Origin of the sequence: Streptomyces sp. cg40, assembly GCF_050320165.1 — a bacterium.
Lineage (GTDB): Bacteria > Actinomycetota > Actinomycetes > Streptomycetales > Streptomycetaceae > Streptomyces > Streptomyces hokutonensis.
The window spans coordinates 8,976,428-8,998,515 of the sequence record NZ_CP190128.1; the positions used below are offsets into that span (position 1 = coordinate 8,976,428).

A 22,088-nucleotide genomic window follows, 5' to 3' on the forward strand; every position below is an offset into this window, starting at 1 on the left:
GTCAGAGGATCGCCCCGGGGGTGTAGCCCGCGGCCTCCGGGTGCTGCTTCGCGATCTCCTCGACGCGGGCGACCACGGCGGCGACCTGATCGGCGGCGGCGCCCGTGAAGGACAGCTTGTCGGCCATCAGGGCGTCCAACTGGGCGCGGTCCAGCGGGATGCGCTCGTCGGCGGCGAGCTTGTCGAGCAGTTCGTTGCGCTCGGCACCCTGCTCGCGCATCGCCAGCGCGGAGGCGACCGCGTTCTCCTTGATGGCCTCGTGCGCGACCTCACGGCCGACACCCGCGCGGACGGCGGCCATCAGTACCTTGGTCGTCGCGAGGAACGGCAGATAGCGGTCGAGCTCACGCGCCACGACGGCCGGGAACGCGCCGAACTCGTCGAGCACGGTCAGGAACGTCTCCAGCAGCCCGTCGAGCGCGAAGAACGCGTCGGGCAGGGCCACCCGGCGCACCACCGAGCAGGAGACGTCGCCCTCGTTCCACTGGTCGCCCGCCAGCTCGCCGGTCATCGACGCGTAGCCGCGCAGGATGACCATCAGGCCGTTGACGCGCTCGCAGGAGCGGGTGTTCATCTTGTGCGGCATCGCGGAGGACCCGACCTGGCCCGGCTTGAAGCCCTCGGTGACCAGCTCGTGCCCGGCCATCAGCCGGATCGTCTTCGCGAGCGAGGAGGGCGCCGCCGCGACCTGCACCAACGCCGTCACGACCTCGTAGTCCAGCGAGCGCGGGTACACCTGCCCGACCGAGGTGAACGCCTGCGAGAAACCGAGGTGGGAGGCGATCCGCTGCTCCAGCTCAGCGAGCTTCGCCGCGTCGCCGCCGAGCAGGTCCAGCATGTCCTGGGCCGTGCCCACCGGGCCCTTGATCCCGCGCAACGGGTAACGGCCGAGCAGCTCCTCGACCCGGCCGTAGGCCACGAGCAGCTCGTCGGCGGCGGTCGCGAAACGCTTGCCCAGGGTGGTGGCCTGCGCGGCCACGTTGTGCGAGCGGCCTGCCATGACCAGCTCGCCGTACTCACCGGCCAGCTTGCCGAGCCGGGCCAGGACGGCCACCGTACGGTCGCGCATCAGCTCCAGGGAGAGCCGGATCTGCAGCTGCTCGACGTTCTCCGTCAGGTCACGGGACGTCATGCCCTTGTGGACCTGCTCGTGCCCGGCGAGGTCGTTGAACTCCTCGATCCGCGCCTTCACGTCGTGCCGCGTGACCTTCTCGCGCTCGGCGATCGAGGCCAGGTCGACCTGGTCGAGGACGCGCTCGTAGTCCGCGATCGCCGCGTCCGGCACCTCGATCCCGAGGTCCTTCTGGGCCCGCAGCACAGCGAGCCAGAGCTGCCGCTCCAGCTTCACCTTCTGCTCGGGGGACCAGAGCGTGGCGAGCTCGGTGGAGGCGTAACGTCCGGCGAGGACGTTCGGGATGCGGGGCTTGGCGGCAGCGGAAGTCACGTGTACGGATTCTACTGGCGATTCGTGCAGGCCAGCGCCACAGTCCCCTTCGTCGGAAGCTACGAGACCTCCGTCACCGTCGCGAGTCCGCGAGCTCGGCCAGCACCCCCGCGTGGCACGGCAGCGGTGCGCACCAGCAGGCCAGCGTCCGTCCGCGCAGCTCCGGCACGAGGGCCAGCAGGTCGGGGCGTTCCAGCAGATACGCCCGGTACCTCGCCATCACCTCCGCGCGCGTGCCGTCCCGGCGGCGCGTGGGGGTGTCGTAGGCGAAGGGGTTGTAGAGCGGGTGGCGGGGGAGGTCCCAGCCGCCGAGGGTCCAGCGGCGGCCCACGTAGACGAGGTCCGTGGGGGCGAGTTCCAGCCGGGGGCCGTACTCGTGGATCCGGCCCCTGACGTTGATCACCCGCGTGGTCATGGGGAGTTACGCCGCCGGGCCCTCGTAGGGGAGGAGATCGGGGCGCTTGGGGGAGCGGCCGTCGCCGGAGGAGCGGCCGGTGAGGCGGCGGCCTATCCAGGGGAGGAGGTACTGGCGGGTGAAGCGGACGTCCTCCACGCGGCGGGCGGTCCAGTTCGGGGGCGGGGTCGGCGGCATCGGGGTGCGCCACTCCGGGTCCTCCGCCTCGTAGCCGAGGGTCTGCCACACGGCCTCGGCGACGCGGCGGTGACCCTCATCCGTGAGGTGGAGGCGGTCGACGTCCCACGCGCGCGGGTCGGCGAGCGAAGGGGCGCCGTACAGGTCCACGACGAGGGCGCCGTGCCGGTCGGCGAGGTCGTCGACGCAGGCGAAGAGCTCCTCCATGCGCGGCCGGAAGCGCTCCAGGACCGGACCCTGGCGGCCCGGGCTGCGCATCAGCACCAGGTGCTTGCACGCGGGCGTGAGGCGCTCGACGGCCTCCTCCAGGAGGGCACGCACCCGGCCCATGTCGCACTTGGGGCGCAGGGTGTCGTTCAGGCCGCCCACCAGCGTGATCACATCGGGCTGCATGGCCGCCGCCGGTCCGACCTGCTCCTCGACGATCTGCGCGATCAGCTTGCCGCGCACGGCGAGGTTGGCGTACCGGAAACCGGGCGTCCGGGCGGCCATCCGGCCGGCGAGGAGGTCGGCCCAGCCCCGGTAGGTGCCGTCCGGGAGCAGGTCCGACATGCCCTCGGTGAAGGAGTCGCCGATCGCGACCAGGCTGGTGTGCGTGGGATTCGTCTGCATGGCGACGAAGATGATATCCCGCGTCCATACCCGCCGGTCGGTCCCCCTCCCCGACCGGGGCCCGGGCCTACGCCCGCTGCCCGAACAGCTCCCGCAGCACGTCCTCCATGGTCACCAGACCGGTCAGCCGCCCCTCCTCGTCGAGGACCGCCGCGAGGTGCGTACGGCCCCTGCGCATCGCGGTGAGGACGTCGTCCATGGGTGTGCTCTCCCGGATGTTCGCGATGGAGCGCATGTCCTCCACCTTGAACGGCTCGTCCCGCGGTGAGGCGTCCAGCGCGTCCTTCACATGGAGGTAGCCGATGATCCGGCGCTCGGCGTCCACCACCGGGAAGCGCGAGAAGCCGGACTCGGCCGACAGCACCTCCAGCTCGGCCGGGGTGATGCCCGCCACCACGTAGTCGACGCGTTCGAGGGGGAGTACGACGTCCCGGACCGGCCTGCTGCCCAGCTCCAGGGCGTCGTTCAACCGCTCCCTGGCGCGCTCGTCGATGAGGCCCGCCTCGCCGGAGTCCCGGACGATCCGGGCGAGTTCGGCGTCCGAGAAGGTCGCCGTGACCTCGTCCTTGACCTCGACGCGCAGCAGCTTGAGCAGCGTGTTGGCGAACGCGTTGATCGTGAAGATCACCGGCCGCAGCGCCCGGGACAGCGTCACCAGTGGCGGTCCCAGCAGCAGCGCGCTGCGCACCGGCTCGGCCAGGGCGATGTTCTTCGGCACCATCTCGCCGAGCAGCATGTGCAGATACGTCGCGGCGGCCAGCGCGATCACGAAGGACACCGCGTGCCCCGCGCTCTCCGGGACGCCGACCGCGTGGAACACCGGCTCCAGCAGATGCGCGATCGCCGGCTCGGCGACGATACCGAGCACCAGCGTGCACAGCGTGATGCCGAGCTGAGCCGCGGCCAGCAGCACGGACACGTGCTCCAGCCCCCACAGCACGCTCTTGGCACGCCGGTCGCCCTGCTCGGCGTGCGGCTCGATCTGGCTGCGGCGCACCGAGATCAGCGCGAACTCGGCGCCCACGAAGAAGGCGTTGACGACCAGCGTCGCCAACCCGATCAGCAGTTGTACGGCGGTCACAGCTCCCCCTCCACGGAGTCGGTACGGGCGTCGGAGCCGTCGCGCGGCGCGTGCAGCAGCAGCCGCGCGGCCCGTCGCCCCGACGCGTCCACGACGTCGATCCGCCACCCGGCGACCGCGACGGTGTCCCCGACCTCGGGGATCCGCCCCAGCTCGGTGGCGACCAGACCGGCCAGCGTCTCGTACGGCCCCTCCGGCGCCCGCAGTCCGACGCGCGCGAGCTGGTCCATGCGGGCGGCGCCGTCCGCCGAGTACAGCGCCCGGCCCTCGTCGTCCGTCCCGGCCGGGGCCAGGTCGGGCGTCTCGTGCGGGTCGTGCTCGTCCCGCACCTCGCCCACGACCTCCTCGACGATGTCCTCCAGGGTCGCGACCCCCGCCGTGCCGCCGTACTCGTCGATGACGACGGCCATCGTGCGCTTGCCGGACAGCCGGTCCAGGAGGCGGTCCACGGTGAGGGACTCGGGGACGAGGAGGGGTTCGCGCAACACGTCGGAGAGGGGGAAGCGGGCCCGCCGGTCCGCCGGTACCGCCAGGACGTCCTTGATGTGCACGGTGCCGACGACGTCGTCGAGGCTGCCACGGTAGACCGGGAAGCGGGACAGTCCCGTCGCCCGGGTCGCGTTGGCCACGTCCTCGCAGGTCGCCTGGGCGTCGAGGGCGACGACCTGGACGCGGGGCGTCATCACGTTCTCCGCGGTGAGGTCGGCGAGGTTCAGGGTCCGGACGAACAGTTCGGCGGTGTCCGGCTCCAGGGCGCCCTCCTTGGCGGAGTGCCGGGCCAGCGCGGCCAGTTCCTGCGGCCCGCGCGCGGAGGCCAGCTCCTCGGCCGGCTCCAGGCCGAAGGCCCGCACCACGTGGTTGGCCGTGTTGTTCAGATGGCTGATGAAGGGGCGGAACGCGGCACTGAACCAGCGCTGCGCGTTGCCCACCCGCTTCGCCACGGCCAGCGGCGAGGAGATCGCCCAGTTCTTCGGCACCAGCTCGCCGACGACCATCAGGAACACCGTCGACAGTGCCGTGCCCAGCACCAGCGCGACGGACCTCGACGCGGAGTGCGAGATGCCCAGCGACTCCAGGGGGCCCGCGATGAGGGCCGCGATCGACGGCTCCGAGAGCATGCCGACGACCAGGTTGGTGACCGTGATGCCCAGCTGCGCGCCGGAGAGCTGGAAGGTCAGATTCCGTACGGCCTTCAGGGCACCGGAGGCGCCCCGCTCGCCGCGCTCGACCGCGCGCTCCAGCTCGCCGCGCTCCACGGTGGTCAGCGAGAACTCGGCCGCGACGAAGGCGCCGCAGAGGAGCGAGAGCAGGATCGCCACCAGCAGCAGAAGCACTTCGGTCATCGGGTCACCTCCGTCCCATGATCGGACAGGGCAGGGAGGTTCGCGCGATGTCGCGTACTGGGAGGCTCGCCCATGGGCGGACGCTCACACCTTTCGAGGAGAAGCAGAAGTTCCGGGTCGTCCGCCAATGGTAAAGGATGGGCAAAGCGTTCAGGTGGTGAGGTGCTTCACCCAGCGCCGCCAGTGGTCCTCGCGTGCATACCCCGCCGCTCGCCAGGCATGCTGCCCGGTCTCGTTGCGCTCCAGCACCATCGCGTCCCCGCGGCGCCCGCCCAGCGCCACGAACCGCTCCTCGGCCGCCGTCAGCAGCGCCGAGCCGATGCCCCGGCGGCGCTGCTCCGGGTGCACGGCCAGCCGGTAGAGGTGACAGCGCCAGCCGTCGAAGCCGGCGATCACGGACCCGACGAGCCGCCCGTCGCGTTCCGCGAGGATCAGTGCGTCGGGGTCCCTCTCGATGAGCCGTGCCACGCCGTCGCGGTCGTCGCTGATGCTCGTGCCTTCCGCGGCCTCGCGCCAGAACGCCAGCACGGCGTCGATGTCGGAGAGGGCCGCGCTGCGGATATGAAGATCACTCATGGGGCGAGCCAAGCAGAGGGTCGGCCGGCGCGGCGAGCGGATTTCGGCGCAGTTCCTCGACCACCGGCGCGAACGCCTCCAGGTACGGCTCCAGCACGGTGAGATACGAGAACCCGTACCGGTCGCGCAGCGCGCGCAGCTTCGCGCTGATGTCCTCCAGGGTGCCGACCAGCATCACGGGGAGGTCGAGCACCTGCTCCAGGGTGAGGTCCGGCCGGCGCTCCAGCAGCGGGCGGAGCGCGCCCGCGGGGTCGTCCGTCACTGCCACCAGCTGGATCAGCAGGTTGAGTTCGGCGGGTTCCGCCGCCGCCCGCTCGGCCGCGAACTCCCGGTACCGGGCGACCCGTTGAGCGAACTCGGTGGAGTCGACCGGCGCCAGCCTGCCGTCCGTGTCGCCCGGCACCAGTCGCGCACCCGTGAACGCCGCGATGTCCGCGTGCTCGGCGGTCAGGCGCAGCATGCGGTCGCCGTTGCCGCCCAGGAGCAGCGGTACCCGGGTCTCCGTGGTCCCCAGTAGTCGCGCCAACTCCGCGACGGTGCGCCGGAGATGGTCCACGCGTTCGCCCGGCGAACCGAAGGGCAGCCCGGCCATGTCGTGCTCCGCCTGGATGTAGCCCGTGCCCAGGCCGAGTTCGAGGCGACCGCCGGTCAGGTCGTTGGTCGTCGCGACCTCGCGGGCCAGCAGAGTCGGGTTCCAGAAGCCCGCGTTGAGCACGAACGTGCCCACCCGTGGCCGCTCGGTCGCGTCCGCCGCCGCGACCAGTGCCGGGAACGGCGCGACCATGCCCAGATGGTCGGGGACGAGGATCACGTCGTAGCCGAGTTCCTCGACGCGTCGGCATCTCGCGCGCCACTCGTCGGCGGGCGCGGACGTGAGCAGACTGGCCCCGAAGCGGAACGGGCGCGGCATGAACTCTCCTCGGGCGCAAGGGACTTCAGATCGACGGCGGCAAGGGACTCCAGATCGACCGTCGCGATTCCATCACTCGTGTGCGATCGCCGCCAGCACGTTCATACGGGAGGCGCGCAAGGCCGGCAGCAGGGCCGCGACGATGCCGACCACCGCCGAACCGATCACCACCGCGACGATCGTGCTCCACGGGACCGCGAGCGCCTTCATGCCCTGGAGCGCCAGGACTTGCTGCGCGCACACGCCCCACACCAGGCCGAGACCGAGCCCCAGTACCGCGCCGAACACCGCGATCACCACCGACTCCAGCCGGATCATCCGCCGCAGTTGACGCCGTCCAAGTCCGATCGCGCGCAGCAGACCGATCTCCCGGGTGCGCTCCACGACCGACAGGGCAAGGGTGTTGACCACGCCGAGCACCGCGATGACGATGGCCAGTCCGAGCAACGCGTAGACGAGATACAGCAGTACGGCGATCTGGTCGTGCACGAGTTTCTTGTAGTCGGCCTCGTCGCGGACCTGCACCTGCGGATAGGGCTTCAGCGTCGTGTCCAGCGCCTTGCGGAGCTGGTCGGCGCCGGTGCCGGAGGCGGCGTTCACGTACAGCGTGGAGTCCTGGCCGTTCGGGACGTACTTCTCGACCGTGGCGATCCCGAAGAACAGCCCGCCCTGCGTGCCGAACCCGCCGGCCGTGCCCTGGTCACTGAGGGCGCCCACCGTCAGCTGTGTGGTGCGTCCGCCCGGGAACTCGACGGGGAGCACGCTGCCCAGCCGTACCTTGTGGTCCTTCGCGAAGTCGACGTCCATGGCGAGGTGCCCGGCCGCGAGTGCCGAAGTCGTGTTCCCCTGCGCGTACTTGATGTGGGCGACGTCGTCGAGCGGGGCGTCGTAACCGGCGGCCGTCGTCTCCACCCGCTTGCCGTCCGGCAGCCTGACGGCGAGGGGCGCGAACCGCGCGCGTACGACGAGACCGACGCCCTCCGTGGCGCGCACACGGTCCGTGACCTCCTTTGAGAACGGCACGAAACCGCCGTTCTGGATAACGAAGTCGGCGCCCAGGGTCTTGTCGATCTGCTGGTCGAAGGACTTGGACATCGACGCGCTCGCCACCGACATCCCGCCGACCAGGGCCAGGCCCACCATCAGAGCCGCCGCGGTCGCGCCCGTACGACGCGGGTTGCGCAGGGCGTTGCGCTGGCTCATCCGGCCGACCGAGCCGAACAGGGCGGGGAAGGCACCGCCCAGCACCCGGATCATCGGGCGGACCAGGAGCGGGCCCGCGATCACGGTCGCGATGAGAGTCAGCACGATCCCGAGCCCCAGGAACGAGGCGGAGGAGGCCGTCTTCGTCGCGGCCGCGCAGCCCGCGAGCGCGGCCACGCCGATCGCGCCGACGATCGAACCCACTACCGCCCGCACCCTCAACGGCCGCCCCACACCCGCGACTTCGGCGTCCGCGAGGGCCGCCATCGGCGAGACCGTCGCGGCCCGCCGGGCCGGGAGGTACGCGGCGACGAAGGTGACGCCGACGCCGACGACGTACGCCGCCACGGGAGTCGGCCAATTCACCACCATCTCGGTGGTCTTGAGATTCATGCCGAACGCGGTCATGAGCTTGATCAGCCCGGCCGCGAGCCCGATACCGGCCGCCAGCCCCAGAGTCGAACCGATGAGACCGAGCAGCAGCGCCTCGGTGAGCACCGAGCGGCGCACCTGCTTGCGGTCGGCGCCGAGGGCGCGCAACAGGCCCAGTTCGCGGGTGCGTTGGGCGATCAGCATCGAGAACGTGTTGACGATCAGGAACACACCGACGAGGACCGCGATGCCCGCGAAGCCCAGCATCACGTACTTGATGACGTCGAGGAAACCGCCCAGGTCGGCGGCGGCCGACTTGGCCTGCTCGTCGGCGGTCTTGATGTCGTAGGAGCCGGACGAACCGATCGCGGCGGCCACCCGCTGCTTGAGCACGGCGTCGGACACGCCCTTGGCCGCGTCCACCGAGATGCTCGTGGCGCGGTCGGAGGCGCCGAGGAGCTGGGACTTCGCGGTGGCGGGGTCGAGGAAGACGAGCGCGGCACCGGGGTTGGTGGTGGTGAAGGTGGCGATGCCGACGATCTCGACCTTGAAGCTGCCGGGCTGCGCCTGCACGGTGAGCGTGTCGCCGATCTTCACGTGCTTGTTGTCGGCGGTGTCCGCGTCCAGGAGGGCCTGGCCGGCGCCCTGCGGAGCGTGGCCCGAGGTCAGTTTCACCGGGCTGCGGTCGGTGAGGTACCAGTCGGTGGCGATGGTGGGCGCGCCCGTGGTCGGCCCGACCGACTTGTCCTTGCCGTCGACGACCACGATGTTCTGCACGGACACGTCGGCGTGCGTCGCCGCGACGCCGGCCACCTGCGCCACCTGCCCGGCCAGCGCGGCGGGCACGGTCTCGGTCGCGCCGGTGGGCACCGAGGACTTGAGGTCCTGCTTCGGCTCCACGGTCACGTCGGCGGACGTCGAGGCGAAGAGGCGGTCGAAGGTCCGCGTCACCGTGTCGGAGAAGATCAGGCTGCCCGCGACGAACGCGACGGACAGCACGACGGCCAGCGCCGAGAGCAGCAGCCTTCCCTTGTGCGCGAGGAAGCTCCGGAGGGTCGCCTTCAGCACGGTTCAGTCCTTGTCCTCGGTGTCCCCAGGGGCGGTCGGCGGCCCGTCGAGCTGCCCCCTGGCCAGGTCGAAGCGCTTCATGCGTTCCAGCACGCCCTCTGCCGTCGGCCGCTCCATCTCGTCCACGATCCGCCCGTCCGCCAGGAAGAGCACCAGGTCCGAGTGGGCGGCGGCACCCGGGTCGTGGGTGACCATGACGACGCTCTGCCCCAGGCCGTCGACCGCGTCCCGCAGGAAGCCGAGCACCTCAAGGCCGGCCCGGGAGTCGAGGTTGCCGGTCGGCTCGTCCGCGAAGATCAGCTCGGGCCGGGAGGCGAGCGCCCGCGCGCAGGCCACCCGCTGCTGCTGGCCGCCGGACAGCTGGGACGGCCGGTGCTTGAGGCGGTCCCGCAGCCCGAGTGTGTCGATGACCTGGTCCAGCCACTTCTGGTCCGGCTTCTGGCCGGCGATGTCCATGGGCAGCGTGATGTTCTCGGCCGCGTTGAGGGTCGGGATGAGGTTGAACGACTGGAACATGAACCCGATCCGGTCCCGGCGCAGCCGGGTCAGCTCGCGGTCTTTCAGCCCCGTTATCTCGGTGTCGCCGAGCCACACCTGTCCGGCCGAGACGGTGTCGAGCCCCGCCAGGCAGTGCATCAGCGTGGACTTCCCGGAGCCCGAGGGGCCCATGACGGCGGTGAAACGGCCGCGCGCGATGTCCACGTCCACCGCGTCCAGGGCGAGCACGGTCGTCTCGCCCGAGCCGTACGCCTTGGTCAGACCGCGGGCGCGGGCCGCGATCCGGCCGGCCGGGGCCTGACCCGGGGCGTGCTCCGCTGCAGGTGTGGACAAGACGGCCTCCTGGAGTTCCCTCGCTCGTGGACGTGCCCGACTCCGTACTCCTGGCCGAGCCTAGTGTGACGCGGCGCACACCCGATATCCCCCGTGCGACCGAGGCGGTCTCCGCCCCAGGTCGGGCCCCCGACACCGGTGTAAGGGGCACTCTCCACCCACCGGATGAGCCCTTGCCTCTGCTAGCGATTTGGCGCTAGCGTCTAGGTATGGCGAAGACCCAGCTGAACGTACGCGTGGACGAGGGCACCGCCCGCGCGGCGCGTGAGCGTGCCCTGGCCCGTGGCATGAGCGTCAACCGCTACATAGAAGAGCTGGTCAGACAGGACACCGGGGAGGTCGGCCACACCTTCGTCGAGGCCGCCGCCGACTTCATGAAGCAGTACGAGTCCGTCTTCGCCGACGAGTTCGGCGCCGACGGGGCGAGCACCCGCGAAGGTCGCCGCTGATCCCTTGAACAACCTCAGGATCGACCTCGCCTGGCTGCTGATGCTCGCCGAACACAACACACCCGGAGACCCCCAGGTCACCGACTGGGGCGCGCTCGTCGCCGCCGTCGCCCGCCACCAGGCCGACATATTCGACGTCCCCGTCTACGACAGCCCGCACGCACGAGCCGCCGCGTTACTCCAACTCCTCATCCACGTGCCCGCGTTGGAGCGCTCCAACGCCCTCTTCGCCTCGGCCGTCGCCTACGCGTACCTCGTCGCCAGCGGCCTGAAGGTCATCACCTCGCCCGAACAGGTCCGGGATCTTGCCCGGTTGGTGAAGAGCGGCGAGGCGTCGGTCGACGACATCGCGCACGAGCTGCGCCAGTGGAGCCTGTGACGTGTGATCACCCGTCCGCGACCGGGCGCCAGGCCGTGCCCAGGACGCAGTACGACGTCGGCAGCGCGGGCCCCTTCTCCGGGATCAACACCCGTCGGTACGGCCCCAGTTCGAACCCCGCCTCGCGCAACTCGGCGACCGGGTCGCGGGCGAGATGACAGCCTCCGTTGAGCGGCGGCCACAGTGTGCGGTCCAGGGCGCGCTGGGTGAAAGCCATCGCAGGTCCGCCGCCCCGGCCGTGCTCGAAGAACCGTACGACTCCGCCGGGCCGCAGCACGCGCTGGGCCTCCGCGAGCGCCCGCGGCACATCGCGCACACTGCACAGCACCAGTGAGAGCACGACCGCGTCGAAGGCCTCGCTCTTGACGGGCAGCTTCTCCGCTGCGCCCGGCACCACGTCGACGGGCACCCCGGAGCGGAGCGCGGACTCCACGGCCAGCTGCCGCAGAGTCCGCTCGGGCTCGATCGCGACGATCTCCGAGACGGTGCCCGGATAGTGCGCGAAGTTCAGCCCGTTTCCGGCGCCGATCTCGATCACCCGCCCGGAGAGCCCGGCGAGCAGCCTCTCCCGCATCCCGGCCAGGCCGAAGCGTGACTCGGCGCGCACACTGAAGCGGGCGTAGTAACGGGCGAACAGCGGGTGGTGGACGGCGTCCCGCGGCACAGTGCCGGAGCCTGCGGACCGTAGCGGCATGGCGACCTCCCGGACCGGACCGAAACCGGTCCTTACCGGGATTGTCCCCCTTGTCGGCCGCGCCCACCCCCGCTGTCGCCCTGGGGCGGGTCAGGAGATGAAGTCCCGGACCTGCTCGTAGACGCCGTAGTCGTTGTTCATGTCGGTGTGCGAGATGCACCCGACGTCGACATTGCTCGCGCCGCTCAGTTCGGCCGAGGTGTCCGGATTGATCGCCTCGTCGCAGTCCGACCAGTAGGCCGCGTACGACACGCTGCCGGGCGTCTCGTCACCGGAGTTGAGCGCGGTGAGGAAGGAACTCCCGGTCTGCATCTCCTTGCAGGACGTGTACAGCCAGCCGCAGAGCGAGGCGATGTTCGTCCCGTGGTTCACCCCGGCGACCGACACGAAGTCGTCGACGTACGCGGTCCCGCCGAGGTTCTTGAGGTAGTAGCGGCTGTTGAGGGCACCCATGGAGTGGACCACCAGGTCGACCTTCGAGGCGCCGGTGCTGGCGAGGACGGACTGGATGTAGGTGGACAGCGTCGAAGCGGTCGTGACGTTCGACTTCGTCCAGTCGTAGGAGATCGCGTACAGCTCGGAGGACGAGTATCCGTCGGCCTCGAAGTCCGCGATCCAGTCGTCCCAGCTCGTCGAGTCGCTGCTCAGACCGTGCACGAACACGATCGGGTTGTGGCTCGCCGCATGGGCGGGCGTCGAGGCCAGGGAGAGTGACAGAAGGAGCGAGGTCGTCACGGCCGACAGGGCCGCGGCGATGCGACGCTTGTGGCGCTGCATGATGCCTCCTGATACGGGTGGGGTTGTCAGGAGTGTCAGCGGGGTCTACGCGCGCCGCATCGGCGAAATCGCCGGTCTTTACGTGTGAATTAACTCGCCAGTAACGTCAGTTGTGTGGTGACACCAGTGAACCCCCCACCTCTGGACCGCACTTGGCCACCGTCGCGCACCGACGCGTGGCGAACCCCCGATCCCGCGCTCCCCGAAGGCGTTCACATCCGCCTCCTCCGCGCGGCCTACGGCGACCCCCGCGCCGCCGCCGAGCTCCGCTCCCGCCTGACCCCACGCCAGGCCGCGGGACTCGACCCCCTCCCCACCGAACCGGCCTCCCTGGCACCGGAGTTGCTGTACCGCCACCGCCGGGAGATCCGCTCCCTGCCCGACGACACCCGCCTGCTCCTGCTGCTCGCCGCAGCCGACCAGTACCCGGTCCCCACCCACGCCTTCCTCCGTGCCGTCGCGGCGGGCCGGCTCGACACCAGGCCCCTGGAAGCGGCAGAGACTGCCGGGGTCGCGCAGGCGACAGCCGGCGGGGTCGTGTTCCGCGACGCGTGGACGAGGATCGCCGCGTACGAGACCGGGTCCCCGGCGGACCGGCGGGACGTCCACCGGTTGCTGGCGCGGGTGTTGCGCGCGGCGGGCGAGACGCCGCGGCGCTCCTGGCACCGGGGCGCGGGCGCGCTCGGCCCCAGCGTGCGGCTCACCGCGGAACTCCGTACGGCTGCGGACAAGGCGCGGGCGACGGGCGAACACGCCTTCGCCTGCGCCCTGGTGGAACGCGCCGCCGCCCTCTCCCGCGACCCCCGCGAACAGTCCCGCCTCCTCGACCGCGCCGCCGGCGACGCCTGGCAGTCCGGCGAGGGCGACCGCGCCCGAAGACTCGCCGCCGCGACGGACAGCGACGCGCTGAACGGGGTGTTCGCGCTGCGCGCCGGGAACGCGGCGGAGGCGTTCGACGCGTTGCTGATCGCGGTGGCGCGAGGGGGAGTTGAGGGGGCGAACCCGGTCGCGGGGCGAGTGGGTGAGGGGTCGGTGGTGCGGCGAAGGGGCGAGGAGCCGGTGGTGCGGCGAAGGGGCGAGGAGCCGGTGGTGCGGCGAAGGGGCGAGGAGCCTGAGGCGCGGCCGGGGGCCGAGGAGCCTTTGGCTCGACGGGAGGCTGACGAGCGTTCGGCCCGACGGGAGGCCGAGGAGCCTTTGGCAGGAGGCCACTTGAGTGAGGCGTCGGGGCCGGCGATGCCGCGAGCGGAAGCATCTCGGACGGCGGGTTCCCGTGCGGGTGTGCCTGGTACGGCAGTTCCCCGGGGGGATGTGTCTGGTGCGGCGGTTCCCCGGGTGGGTGTGCCTGGTACGGCGACTTCCCGGGCGGATGCGTCTGGTGCGGCGGGTTCCCGGGAGGGTGTGCCCGGAACGGCGACTTCCCGGGAAGGTGTGCCCGGAACGGCGACTCCCCAGGCGGATGCGCCCGGAACGCCAGCACCTCGAACGGCCAAGCCACCAGCGGCGACGGCATCCTGCCCCGCCGGGACCCCCCGTCCTGGCGAGACTCCGCGCCCCGCTGAGACCCCGCGCCCCACCGAGACCCCCCACGCCACCGCCGCACCCCGAACTCCCGCCCCCGACCACGCGGTTCACCTCCTCGCGCGGGCTACCGAGGCCGCTGTCTACACCGGGGACCTGAGACGCTGCCGGGAGGCGGCTGCCGTTGCCTCCCGGCTCGGGATCGTGCCGCACGGGACGCTCGGGGGACTGGCCGCCGCGTTCGAGGGGCGGTACGAGGACGCGCGGGACCTGCTGAAGGCCGCCGCCGGGCGGTGCGGTCCCGGCGGCGACCCCACCCTCCTCGTCCACGCCGGGATCGCCGCCCTGATGCTCGGCGACCACACCCGCGCCACCACCGCCACCGTGCGGGCGGCGGCCTCGGCCCGGGCGCGCGGCGCGACGGTGATCGTGCCGCAGGCGATGGAGTTCCGGGCCTACGCCGAGTTCTGGACCGGACACTCGCGAGCCGCCGAGACGGCCGCGGCGGACGCCCTCTGGCAGGCCCACGCCACCGGCCAGGACAACGGCGCCTGCCATCTCCAAGCGGCCCTCGCCATGTTCGCGGCGCTCACCGGGGACGAGGAGGTCTGCCGCGAACGGGCCGCCGCCGCCCGGTCGTACGCGCTGGGCCACGGCCTGGGACTGCCCGCCGCGCTTGCCCAATGGGCGCTCGCCTACCTCGACTTGAGCACCGGACGCTTCGCCGCCGCGGCGGCCCGGCTGCGCGCGCTCGCCGGGTTCGGCCCGGGCCACGGCCACCGGGCGATACGGCACCTGGCCACCCCGCACTACGTCGAGGCCGCCGCCCGCAGCGGCGACACCCGCATCGCCCGCGCCGCGCACGCCGACTACGACCGCTGGGCGCGGGCCGTGCGCAGCCCCGACGACCTTGCCCTGAGCGCCCGTTGCCGTGCCCTGCTCGCCCCCGGCACCGAATCCGTCGACCACTACCGCACCGCCCTCGACCTGCACGCGCGCGGCACCCGCGACTTCGAACGGGCCCGCACCGAGCTGCTGTTCGGCGGCGCGCTGCGCCGACTGCGCCGACGCACCGAGGCCCGCGACCACCTGCACACCTCGCTGGAGGCCTTCGAGTCCTTCGGCGCCCCGCACTGCGCGGCCCAGGCACGGGCCGAACTCCGCGCCCTCGGCACACCGGTGGCCGCGACGGCCCTCCCCGCACCAGCCGCTCGCCTGACCGCCCAACAACTCATGGTCGCCCGCATGGCCGCCGACGGCGCCACCAACCGCGAGATCGCCGTCCGCCTCGCCCTCAGCCCCCGCACCATCGACCACCATCTGCGCGGCGTCTTCAGCCGGTTGGGCATCCGCTCCCGGATCGAACTGGTACGCCTGCTGGCGGAAGGGGAGGCATGAGGCGTCCTGAAGCCCCCGGGCACTTCCCTTACGCTGCGGGCATGCGGGAGTTGACGGTACGCGTCCGGGTGGCGGCCTATGTGCTGCGCCGGCGCGCGGGACGGCCGACGGAACTGCTCGTCTTCGACCACGACGCGGATCTCCCGCCCGGCACACACGTCCCGGCGGGAGGCGTGGCGCCGCAGGAGTCACCGGAAGAGGCGGTGCTGCGCGAAGTCGCGGAGGAATCCGGGCTGACCTGCGTACGCGTACTGCGCCCGATCGCCGAGGAGCACACCCCGCACCCGATCCGCCGCTTCCCTCGCCACACCACGTTCTTCGCACTGGAAGTGGACGCCGACGCGGAGGTCCCGGACGCGTGGGACCACCACGTGACGGGCGCGGGCCGCGACAACGGCATGATCTTCCACTGCCGTTTCGAGCCACTGCCCCTGACTCTCCCCTTGGCAGACGGCCAGGACGCCTGGCTGAACCGACTGGAGGCTTGAGCGCCGTCCGGTTACGGCGCCTCGCGCACCCCGAACCCCTCCGCGTCCCACGCCCCGTCGAGCCGCGCCCCCAGCCAACCAGGCGCCGCAGCACGGAAGTCGGCCGGGGCGAGTGCCCCCGCCCCCTCCGGCAGCGCGCCCAGCAGTGGAGCCCCGGACACCTCCGGCAGGTCGGCGACATTGCAACGCGAGGCGAGGTCAGGGTTGTTGGGCCAGCTGCCGATCACCACGCCGAGCAGGTCGAGCCCCTGGGAACGGAGTTCACGGGCCGTCAGTTCCGTCGTGTTCAGGGTGCCCAGGCCCGCGGACACCACGACCAGGACCGGAGCGTTCAACAACCGCGCCGCGTCCGCCAGTGTGCCGCCCTCCGCGTCGAACCGTACGAGCAGTCCGCCCGCGCCCTCGACCAGGACGAGGTCGTGTTCGGTGGCCAACTTCTGGGCCGCTTCCGCTACTTCGTGCGGGCGGACCGGAGGCATGCCGGCCCGGCGGGCCGCGGTGGCCGGGGCCAACGGCTCGGGGTAGCGGGCGAGTTCGGCCGTTGTCACGGTGCCCGCGAGCCGCGCGACCTCGTCGGCGTCGCCGCGCTCGTCCGGCCGTAGTCCCGTCTGGGCCGGCTTCAGGACGGCCACCGTGCGGCCGGCCGCCAGGGCCGTCGCGGCTACCGCGGCCGTGGTGATCGTCTTGCCGACCTCCGTGCCCGTGCCCGTGATCACCAGTACCGGCATGTCATCCCTCCCGTGCCGCCGCGCACACCGCGCGGGCGATCCGAGCCAGGTCGGCGTCGCCCGTCACGTACGGCGGCATCGTGTAGACGAGGTCGCGGAACGGCCGTAGCCACACGCCCTCGCGTACGGCCGCTTCCGTGGCGGCCTGCATGTCGACGTCGTGGTCGAGCTGGACCACGCCGATGGCGCCGAGGACGCGGACGTCCCGGACGCCGGGGATCTCCGAAGCCGGGGCCAGGCCTTCCCGCAGGGCCGCCTCGATGCGCTTGACCTCCGTCAACCAGTCCTGGTTCAGGAGGAGTTCGATCGACGCGCAGGCCACGGCCGCCGCCAGCGGGTTGCCCATGAAGGTCGGGCCGTGGGCCAGGACCGGCACCTCGCCCCGCGAGATGCCGTCCGCCACGCGTGACGTGCACAGGGTCGCCGCCATCGTCATGTAGCCGCCGGTCAGCGCCTTGCCCACGCACATCACGTCCGGGGTGACGGCCGCGTGCTCCGCCGCGAACAAGGCTCCCGTACGGCCGAAACCCGTCGCGATCTCGTCGAACACCAGCAGCACGCCGTGCGCGTCGCACGCCTCGCGCAGCACCCGCAGATACGAGGGGGAGTGGAACCGCATCCCGCCCGCGCCCTGGACCACCGGTTCCACGATCACCGCGGCCAGCTCGTGCGCGTGCCGTTCGATCGCGGCGCGCAGTTCGTCGGCGTACGACTCGTCGTAGTCGGTGGGGGGCGCGTCCACGAAGACCTGCCGCGGGAGCACCCCCGACCACAGCTCGTGCATCCCGCCCTCGGGGTCGCACACCGACATCGGCTGCCAGGTGTCGCCGTGGTAGCCGCCGCGCCAGGTCAGCAGGCGCTGTTTCTCGGGGCGGCCGAGCGAGCGCCAGTACTGGAGGCACATCTTCACCGCTACCTCGACCGACACCGAGCCCGAGTCGGCGAGGAAGACATGCTCCAGGCCCTCGGGAGACATGTCGACAAGGAGCTTCGCCAGGCGTACGGCGGGCTCGTGCGTGAGCCCGCCGAACATCACGTGGCTCATCCGGCCGAGCTGCTCGCGCGCGGCCTCGTTGAGCACGGGGTGGTTGTAGCCGTGGATCGCCGACCACCAGGACGACATCCCGTCGATCAACTCGCCCTCGCCGCCCGCCAGTCGGAGCCGGACCCCGCTCGCCGATTCGACGACGAGCGGTTCGGCACGGCCGGGCATCGGGCCGTACGGATGCCAGACGTGCCGCCGGTCCAGTTCCAGCAGCTCGGCGACGGGCAGAGCGGGCAGGGCGGTCGGGTCAGGCATTGGGCGCGAGATCCGTTCCGGCACCTCGGCGGCGGACCGAGACCAGGTCCCGGCGGACCTCGTCGACCCGCGGCGCGGGCGTGGCGGCGGGAGCCGAGCCACAGACGCCCGCCTCCTCGTGCGAACCGCAGCCGCCGCAGGCTTCGTCGTGCGACCCGCATCCGCCCGCCGCCACGGCCGCCCGGTGCTCCGGGAGCGTCACCTCGTCCGCGCCCTCCACCTCGAAGCCCGCGTCCGCGATCATCTCCAGGTCGGCGTGGCCGGCCTGGCCCTCGGACGTCAGGTAGTCGCCGAGGAAGATCGAGTTGGCGAGGTTCAGGGCGAGGGGCTGCATCGTGCGCAGGTGGACCTCACGGCCGCCCGCGATGCGCACCTCGACGTCCGGGCAGACGAACCGCACCATCGCGAGGATGCGCAGGCAGCGCTGCGGGGTGAGGTGCCACTCGGCCGCGAGCGGGGTGCCCTCCATCGGGATCAGGAAGTTCACCGGCACCGAGTCCGGGTCGAGGTCCCGGAGCGAGAAGACGACGTCGACCAGGTCCTCGTCGCTCTCGCCCATGCCGGCGATCAGGCCGGAGCAGGCGGACAGGCCCGCCGCGTGCGCCTTCTGCACGGTGTCGACGCGGTCGGCGTAGGTGTGGGTGGTCGTGATGTCGCCGTACGTCGACTCGGACGTGTTGAGGTTGTGGTTGTAGGCGTCGGCGCCCGCCTCGCGCAGCCGGTCGGCCTGGCCGTCGGAGAGCAGGCCGAGGCAGGCGCACACCTCGACGCCCTCGTTCTGGTCCTTGATCGCCTTGATGGTGCCCGCGACCCGGTCCACGTCCCGGTCGGTCGGGCCCCGGCCGGAGGCCACCAGACAGACCCGCTTGGCGCCTCCCGCCACACCGGCCGCCGCGGCCTTCGAGGCGTCGTCGGGCTTCAGCCAGGTGTACTTCAGGATGTCGGCCTTGGAGCCGAGCCGCTGCGAGCAGTACGAGCAGTCCTCGGGGCACAGGCCGGACTTGAGGTTGACGAGGTAGTTGAGCTTCACCCGTCGGCCGAACCAGTGCCGGCGCACCTTGCCGGCGGCGGCCACTACGTCCAGCAGGTCGTCGTCGGACGTGGCGAGGACGGCGAGTGCTTCGGCGCGGGTCGGCAGCTCGCGCCGAAGCCCCTTGTCCACGAGCGTGTTCAGCAGGTCCATGAGGCCCGATCCTGTCCTACGAAAGCGCCCTCGGCCAAGGAGAGATTGCACAAGACATGCGGTCGGCGGTGTGGGTATCACCACACCATGGGCGGCGGGTCGTCCGATTAGTGTCTGTGCACTGCCTACAAAAGCCCCGGAGGAACCATGGCGTTCGGCTGGATCGACGACCAGGCTGAGCTGCGCCGCCGCGCCGGGCTCGTACGGACCCTGCGCCCGCGCCCCGCCGACTCGCCGCTCCTCGATCTCGCGAGCAACGACTACCTGGGGCTCGCCCATCATCCGGAAGTCGTCGAGGGGGCCGCGGCGGCGGCGCGGACCTGGGGCGGCGGGGCCACCGGGTCGCGGCTGGTCACCGGTACGACCGAGCTGCACAGCCGGCTGGAGCGCGAGCTCGCCGGGTTCTGCGGCTTCGAGGCCGCCCTCGTCTTCTCCTCCGGCTACGCGGCCAATCTCGCCGCGGTCACCACGCTCGCCCCGCACGGCTCGCTGATCGTCTCCGACGCGGGCAACCACGCCTCGCTGATCGACGGCTGCCGGCTGGCCCGGGGCGCCACCCAGGTCGTAGGGCACGCCGATCCGGACGGGGTGCGCAAGGCGCTGCGGACGCACGACGGGCCGGCCGTCGTCGTGTCCGACTCGGTGTTCTCCGTGGACGGGGACGCGGCTCCCGTGGGGGCGCTCGCCGAGGCGGGCCGGGAGTTCGGGGCGGGGCTGCTGCTCGACGACGCGCACGGGCTCGGGGTGCTGGGCGAGGGCGGGCGCGGGGTGCCGTACGCGGCGGGGCTCGCGGGGGCCGAGGACGTGGTCGTGACGGTCACGCTGTCCAAGTCGCTGGGCAGCCAGGGCGGAGCCGTACTCGGGCCGGCGCGGGTGATCGACCACCTGGTCAACGCGGCGCGGACGTTCATCTTCGACACCGGACTGGCACCCGCCGCGGCGGGTGCGGCGCTGGCCGCGCTCACCCTGCTGCGGCGCGAGCCCGAGCGCGCGGCCCGGGCCCGTGCCGTGGCGAGTGAGCTGCACGCACGGTTCACCGCCGCGGGTCTGGAAGCGGTACGTCCGGACGCCGCGGTGGTGTCGGTGCGGGCACCGTCCCCGGAGGCGGCCGTGCGGTGGGCGGCCGACTGCCGTACGGCAGGGCTGGCCGTGGGCTGCTTCCGTCCTCCTTCCGTGCCCGACGGCATCTCACGGCTCAGGCTGACCGCCCGAGCGGACCTCTCCGGGGCCGAGATCGAACGCGCTGTACGTGTGATCGGCGAGACGCGACCATGAGTCGGCGTGACACGGTCGTGCGTCGCTGACGGGGGAAACCGATCAGTGGAAGGCGCCGAGGAATCCCGTCCAGCTCTCGGGGGAGAAGAGCAGGGCGGGTCCCTGGGGGTCCTTGGAGTCGCGTACGGCGAGCAGCCCCGCACGGGGGCCCGAGTGCGGACGGGCCGCCTCGACGCAGTTGTTCGCTCCCGTGCTGTAGCTGCTGCGCAGCCACCGCACGCCGGACAGATCGGTACTGGAAGGTACGTTCCGAGGCAGTGCAGACATGGTGCCTCCTTACGCGCCGTCACCTATCCCGGCGATGTAGTCCAACGAGTCCTCGGGTGAAAGGGCGTGGAACTGAAGGGTGTTGAAGGCCTCGCTGTAGGCCTCTAGGTCTTCTTTCCGTTCGAGGTAGAGGCTACTCGTCAAGTGGTCGAGAACAACCACGTCCAGATCAGAAGTGCTCGGAAAGGAGAAGATAACGAAAGGACCGGTGATGCCGATGTGTGCTCCTGCGGCGAACGGCAAGACCTGAAGCCGGACTTGGGGCAGCCGGGCCGCCTCGACGAGCCGCTCCAGCTGGCGTGCCATCACACCCGGCCCGCCGACCTCCCGGCGCATCACCGCCTCGTCGAGGACCACGCTCAGTTCGAGTGGGGGATCCGCGCGCAGGATGTCCTGCCGGGCCAGCCGCACCTGCACCAGCGCGTCGAGCCGCTCCGGCCCGTCGTTGTCGAGGCCTCCCACGGCGGCCCGGGTCACCGCGCGGGCGTACTCGGGTGTCTGGAGCAGCCCGGGGACCACCGAGGTCTCCAGGGTGCGGATCGTACTGGCCTGTGACTCCAGGCTGATGAAGTCCCGGTAGGCGGGCGGCAGTACACCGCGATACGCGTGCCACCAGTGGTGCCGGCCGCCCCCGTCATCCGAGCCCGCCAACACGAGCAGCATGTCCCGGAGTTGAGCGTCGCCGACCTGATAGGCGTCCAGAAGTAACCGGACGTCGGGCGGTTTCACGCCACTCGCGCCGGTCTCGATGCGGCTCACCTTCGACTGGTGCCAGCCGACCAGCCGGGCCGCCTCACCGCTGGTGAGCCCCGCGTCCGCACGCAACGCGCGGAGTTCGGCGCCCAGTTTCCGGCGGCGCACCGCGGGACCGTACTGCATGGGTTTCTCCTTACTCCTTCCGGGCCGCCCAAATAGAGTCTGGGTTCGCAGAGTTCACCGCTTTGAGCGACAGATATATGCATATCTTGGTGGATCGGCACCGTTGGCGACGCGGTAATGGCAGTCTGGCGAAGAAGCACCAGTCCGGGACCGTACTCGAACCATCCGCTCCGTGTCGGACACCGGTCCCGCGGGAAAGGGACGACCGCGCCATGGCAGACCATCTGGAAGCATCCGTCACTCTGCCGAGCGATCCCGCCTCGGTCTCCACCGCCCGCTCCTACGTGGTCGGGACCCTCGTGGAATGGGGACTGCCGGCGGACACGGAGGTCGCCGACACCATCCGCCTCATCGTCTCCGAACTCGCCACCAACGCCGTACAGCACACCTTCGGACAGTCACCCACCTTCACGGTGGACATCGAGCTGGAGCGTGACGAACAGCTGCGCATCGGAGTCACCGACAGCCATCCCCGCTTCCCCAAACGCCTGCCGGCCGCCGTCCAGCAGGACAACGGCCGGGGCATGGTCATCATCCGCTGGCTGACCGCGGAGTGCGGCGGCAAACTCCGGGTCCGGCCCACCCTGGAGGGCGGCAAGACGGTCTCCATCGAGGTGCCCTGGACGGTCCCGGCCCGGCCGGTGACCGCCGCCGGCCAGCAGGAGCCGTAGAGACCATGCCGAACGCCTTCGAACACCCGAGGGGGTGGCGGTCCGTCAGG

The 22,088-nt window shown here is 71.6% G+C and carries 22 protein-coding genes; 6 read left to right on the top strand and 16 right to left on the bottom strand.

The annotated features are described in order from the left end of the window. Position 1: 1 nt before the first annotated feature. The 9 genes from purB to ACQHII_RS40565 form a co-directional block, all read right to left on the bottom strand. On the bottom strand, positions 2–1,444 hold the full coding sequence (gene purB, locus ACQHII_RS40525; RefSeq protein WP_019070970.1) for an adenylosuccinate lyase: 1,443 nt from the start codon (positions 1,442–1,444) through the stop codon (positions 2–4). 73 nt (positions 1,445–1,517) lie between these two features. Further along, positions 1,518–1,859: a DUF4326 domain-containing protein gene (locus ACQHII_RS40530; RefSeq protein ID WP_427923917.1), complete on the bottom strand. Its 342-nt coding sequence runs from the start codon at positions 1,857–1,859 to the stop codon at positions 1,518–1,520. 6 nt (positions 1,860–1,865) lie between these two features. Further along, positions 1,866–2,648 (bottom strand): SGNH/GDSL hydrolase family protein, encoded by a 783-nt coding sequence (locus tag ACQHII_RS40535; RefSeq protein ID WP_427923918.1) that lies wholly within the window; start codon positions 2,646–2,648, stop codon positions 1,866–1,868. Between the two features lie 67 nt (positions 2,649–2,715). Next, complete coding sequence (locus tag ACQHII_RS40540; protein ID WP_388110167.1) at positions 2,716–3,729, bottom strand: hemolysin family protein; 1,014 nt, start codon at positions 3,727–3,729, stop codon at positions 2,716–2,718. After that, positions 3,726–5,072, bottom strand: coding sequence for a hemolysin family protein (locus ACQHII_RS40545; RefSeq protein ID WP_427923919.1), 1,347 nt, complete (start codon positions 5,070–5,072; stop codon positions 3,726–3,728). The genes ACQHII_RS40540 and ACQHII_RS40545 overlap by 4 nt, the downstream gene beginning before the upstream one ends. Before the next feature lie 150 nt (positions 5,073–5,222). Then, positions 5,223–5,648 (bottom strand): GNAT family N-acetyltransferase, encoded by a 426-nt coding sequence (locus ACQHII_RS40550; protein ID WP_427923920.1) that lies wholly within the window; start codon positions 5,646–5,648, stop codon positions 5,223–5,225. Beyond that, entirely contained in the window at positions 5,641–6,558 is a 918-nt protein-coding gene (locus tag ACQHII_RS40555; protein ID WP_427923921.1) for a TIGR03621 family F420-dependent LLM class oxidoreductase, read from the bottom strand. The genes ACQHII_RS40550 and ACQHII_RS40555 overlap by 8 nt, the downstream gene beginning before the upstream one ends. A gap of 72 nt (positions 6,559–6,630) precedes the next feature. Beyond that, on the bottom strand, positions 6,631–9,201 hold the full coding sequence (locus ACQHII_RS40560; RefSeq protein WP_427923922.1) for an ABC transporter permease: 2,571 nt from the start codon (positions 9,199–9,201) through the stop codon (positions 6,631–6,633). Between the two features lie 3 nt (positions 9,202–9,204). Further along, complete coding sequence (locus ACQHII_RS40565) at positions 9,205–10,032, bottom strand: ABC transporter ATP-binding protein (RefSeq protein WP_427923923.1); 828 nt, start codon at positions 10,030–10,032, stop codon at positions 9,205–9,207. Positions 10,033–10,241: 209 nt separating this feature from the next. Between ACQHII_RS40565 and ACQHII_RS40570 the strand changes: the two genes are divergently transcribed. After that, on the top strand, positions 10,242–10,481 hold the full coding sequence (locus ACQHII_RS40570) for a toxin-antitoxin system HicB family antitoxin (RefSeq protein ID WP_366094160.1): 240 nt from the start codon (positions 10,242–10,244) through the stop codon (positions 10,479–10,481). A gap of 4 nt (positions 10,482–10,485) precedes the next feature. Beyond that, positions 10,486–10,860 carry a hypothetical protein gene (locus ACQHII_RS40575; protein ID WP_019070960.1) on the top strand — a complete coding sequence of 125 codons (375 nt, stop codon included), beginning with the start codon at positions 10,486–10,488 and terminating at the stop codon, positions 10,858–10,860. A gap of 7 nt (positions 10,861–10,867) precedes the next feature. Here ACQHII_RS40575 and ACQHII_RS40580 read toward each other — a convergent pair whose 3' ends face one another. Beyond that, a complete protein-coding gene (locus tag ACQHII_RS40580; protein ID WP_427923924.1) occupies positions 10,868–11,554 on the bottom strand; it encodes a class I SAM-dependent methyltransferase in 687 nt (228 codons plus the stop codon). Positions 11,555–11,644: 90 nt separating this feature from the next. Then, on the bottom strand, positions 11,645–12,331 hold the full coding sequence (locus ACQHII_RS40585; RefSeq protein ID WP_427923925.1) for an esterase/lipase family protein: 687 nt from the start codon (positions 12,329–12,331) through the stop codon (positions 11,645–11,647). Between the two features lie 117 nt (positions 12,332–12,448). On the opposite strand from ACQHII_RS40585, the gene ACQHII_RS40590 reads away from it, so the two are divergent. Together ACQHII_RS40590 and ACQHII_RS40595 are read left to right on the top strand one after the other, a co-directional pair. Next, positions 12,449–15,247, top strand: a complete 2,799-nt coding sequence (locus ACQHII_RS40590; protein WP_427925516.1) for a LuxR C-terminal-related transcriptional regulator — start codon at positions 12,449–12,451, stop codon at positions 15,245–15,247. Positions 15,248–15,288: 41 nt separating this feature from the next. Continuing rightward, a complete protein-coding gene (locus ACQHII_RS40595; RefSeq protein ID WP_427923926.1) occupies positions 15,289–15,735 on the top strand; it encodes an NUDIX hydrolase in 447 nt (148 codons plus the stop codon). An 11-nt stretch (positions 15,736–15,746) separates the two neighbouring features. Here the strand turns inward: ACQHII_RS40595 and bioD are convergent, their stop codons facing one another. From bioD to bioB, 3 genes are read right to left on the bottom strand one after another with little or no spacing between them, the layout of a single operon-like run. Beyond that, positions 15,747–16,463 carry a dethiobiotin synthase gene (gene bioD / locus ACQHII_RS40600; RefSeq protein ID WP_427923927.1) on the bottom strand — a complete coding sequence of 239 codons (717 nt, stop codon included), beginning with the start codon at positions 16,461–16,463 and terminating at the stop codon, positions 15,747–15,749. A gap of 1 nt (position 16,464) precedes the next feature. After that, a complete protein-coding gene (locus ACQHII_RS40605) occupies positions 16,465–17,763 on the bottom strand; it encodes an adenosylmethionine--8-amino-7-oxononanoate transaminase (RefSeq protein ID WP_427923928.1) in 1,299 nt (432 codons plus the stop codon). Next, entirely contained in the window at positions 17,756–18,946 is a 1,191-nt protein-coding gene (bioB, locus tag ACQHII_RS40610) for a biotin synthase BioB (RefSeq protein ID WP_427923929.1), read from the bottom strand. The genes ACQHII_RS40605 and bioB overlap by 8 nt, the downstream gene beginning before the upstream one ends. A 147-nt stretch (positions 18,947–19,093) precedes the next feature. Here bioB and ACQHII_RS40615 point away from each other — a divergent pair, with 147 nt between their 5' ends. Beyond that, on the top strand, positions 19,094–20,221 hold the full coding sequence (locus ACQHII_RS40615; protein WP_427923930.1) for an 8-amino-7-oxononanoate synthase: 1,128 nt from the start codon (positions 19,094–19,096) through the stop codon (positions 20,219–20,221). A gap of 42 nt (positions 20,222–20,263) precedes the next feature. Here the strand turns inward: ACQHII_RS40615 and ACQHII_RS40620 are convergent, their stop codons facing one another. Both ACQHII_RS40620 and ACQHII_RS40625 read right to left on the bottom strand, forming a co-directional pair. After that, positions 20,264–20,488 (bottom strand): DUF397 domain-containing protein, encoded by a 225-nt coding sequence (locus tag ACQHII_RS40620; RefSeq protein WP_019070950.1) that lies wholly within the window; start codon positions 20,486–20,488, stop codon positions 20,264–20,266. Positions 20,489–20,497: 9 nt separating this feature from the next. Continuing rightward, the gene (locus ACQHII_RS40625) at positions 20,498–21,367 is read right to left on the bottom strand and encodes a helix-turn-helix domain-containing protein (protein ID WP_427923931.1); all 870 of its coding nucleotides are present in this window, start codon (positions 21,365–21,367) and stop codon (positions 20,498–20,500) included. Between the two features lie 212 nt (positions 21,368–21,579). Between ACQHII_RS40625 and ACQHII_RS40630 the strand changes: the two genes are divergently transcribed. Further along, positions 21,580–22,038 (top strand): ATP-binding protein, encoded by a 459-nt coding sequence (locus ACQHII_RS40630; RefSeq protein ID WP_019070948.1) that lies wholly within the window; start codon positions 21,580–21,582, stop codon positions 22,036–22,038. The last annotated feature ends 50 nt before the right edge of the window (positions 22,039–22,088 follow it).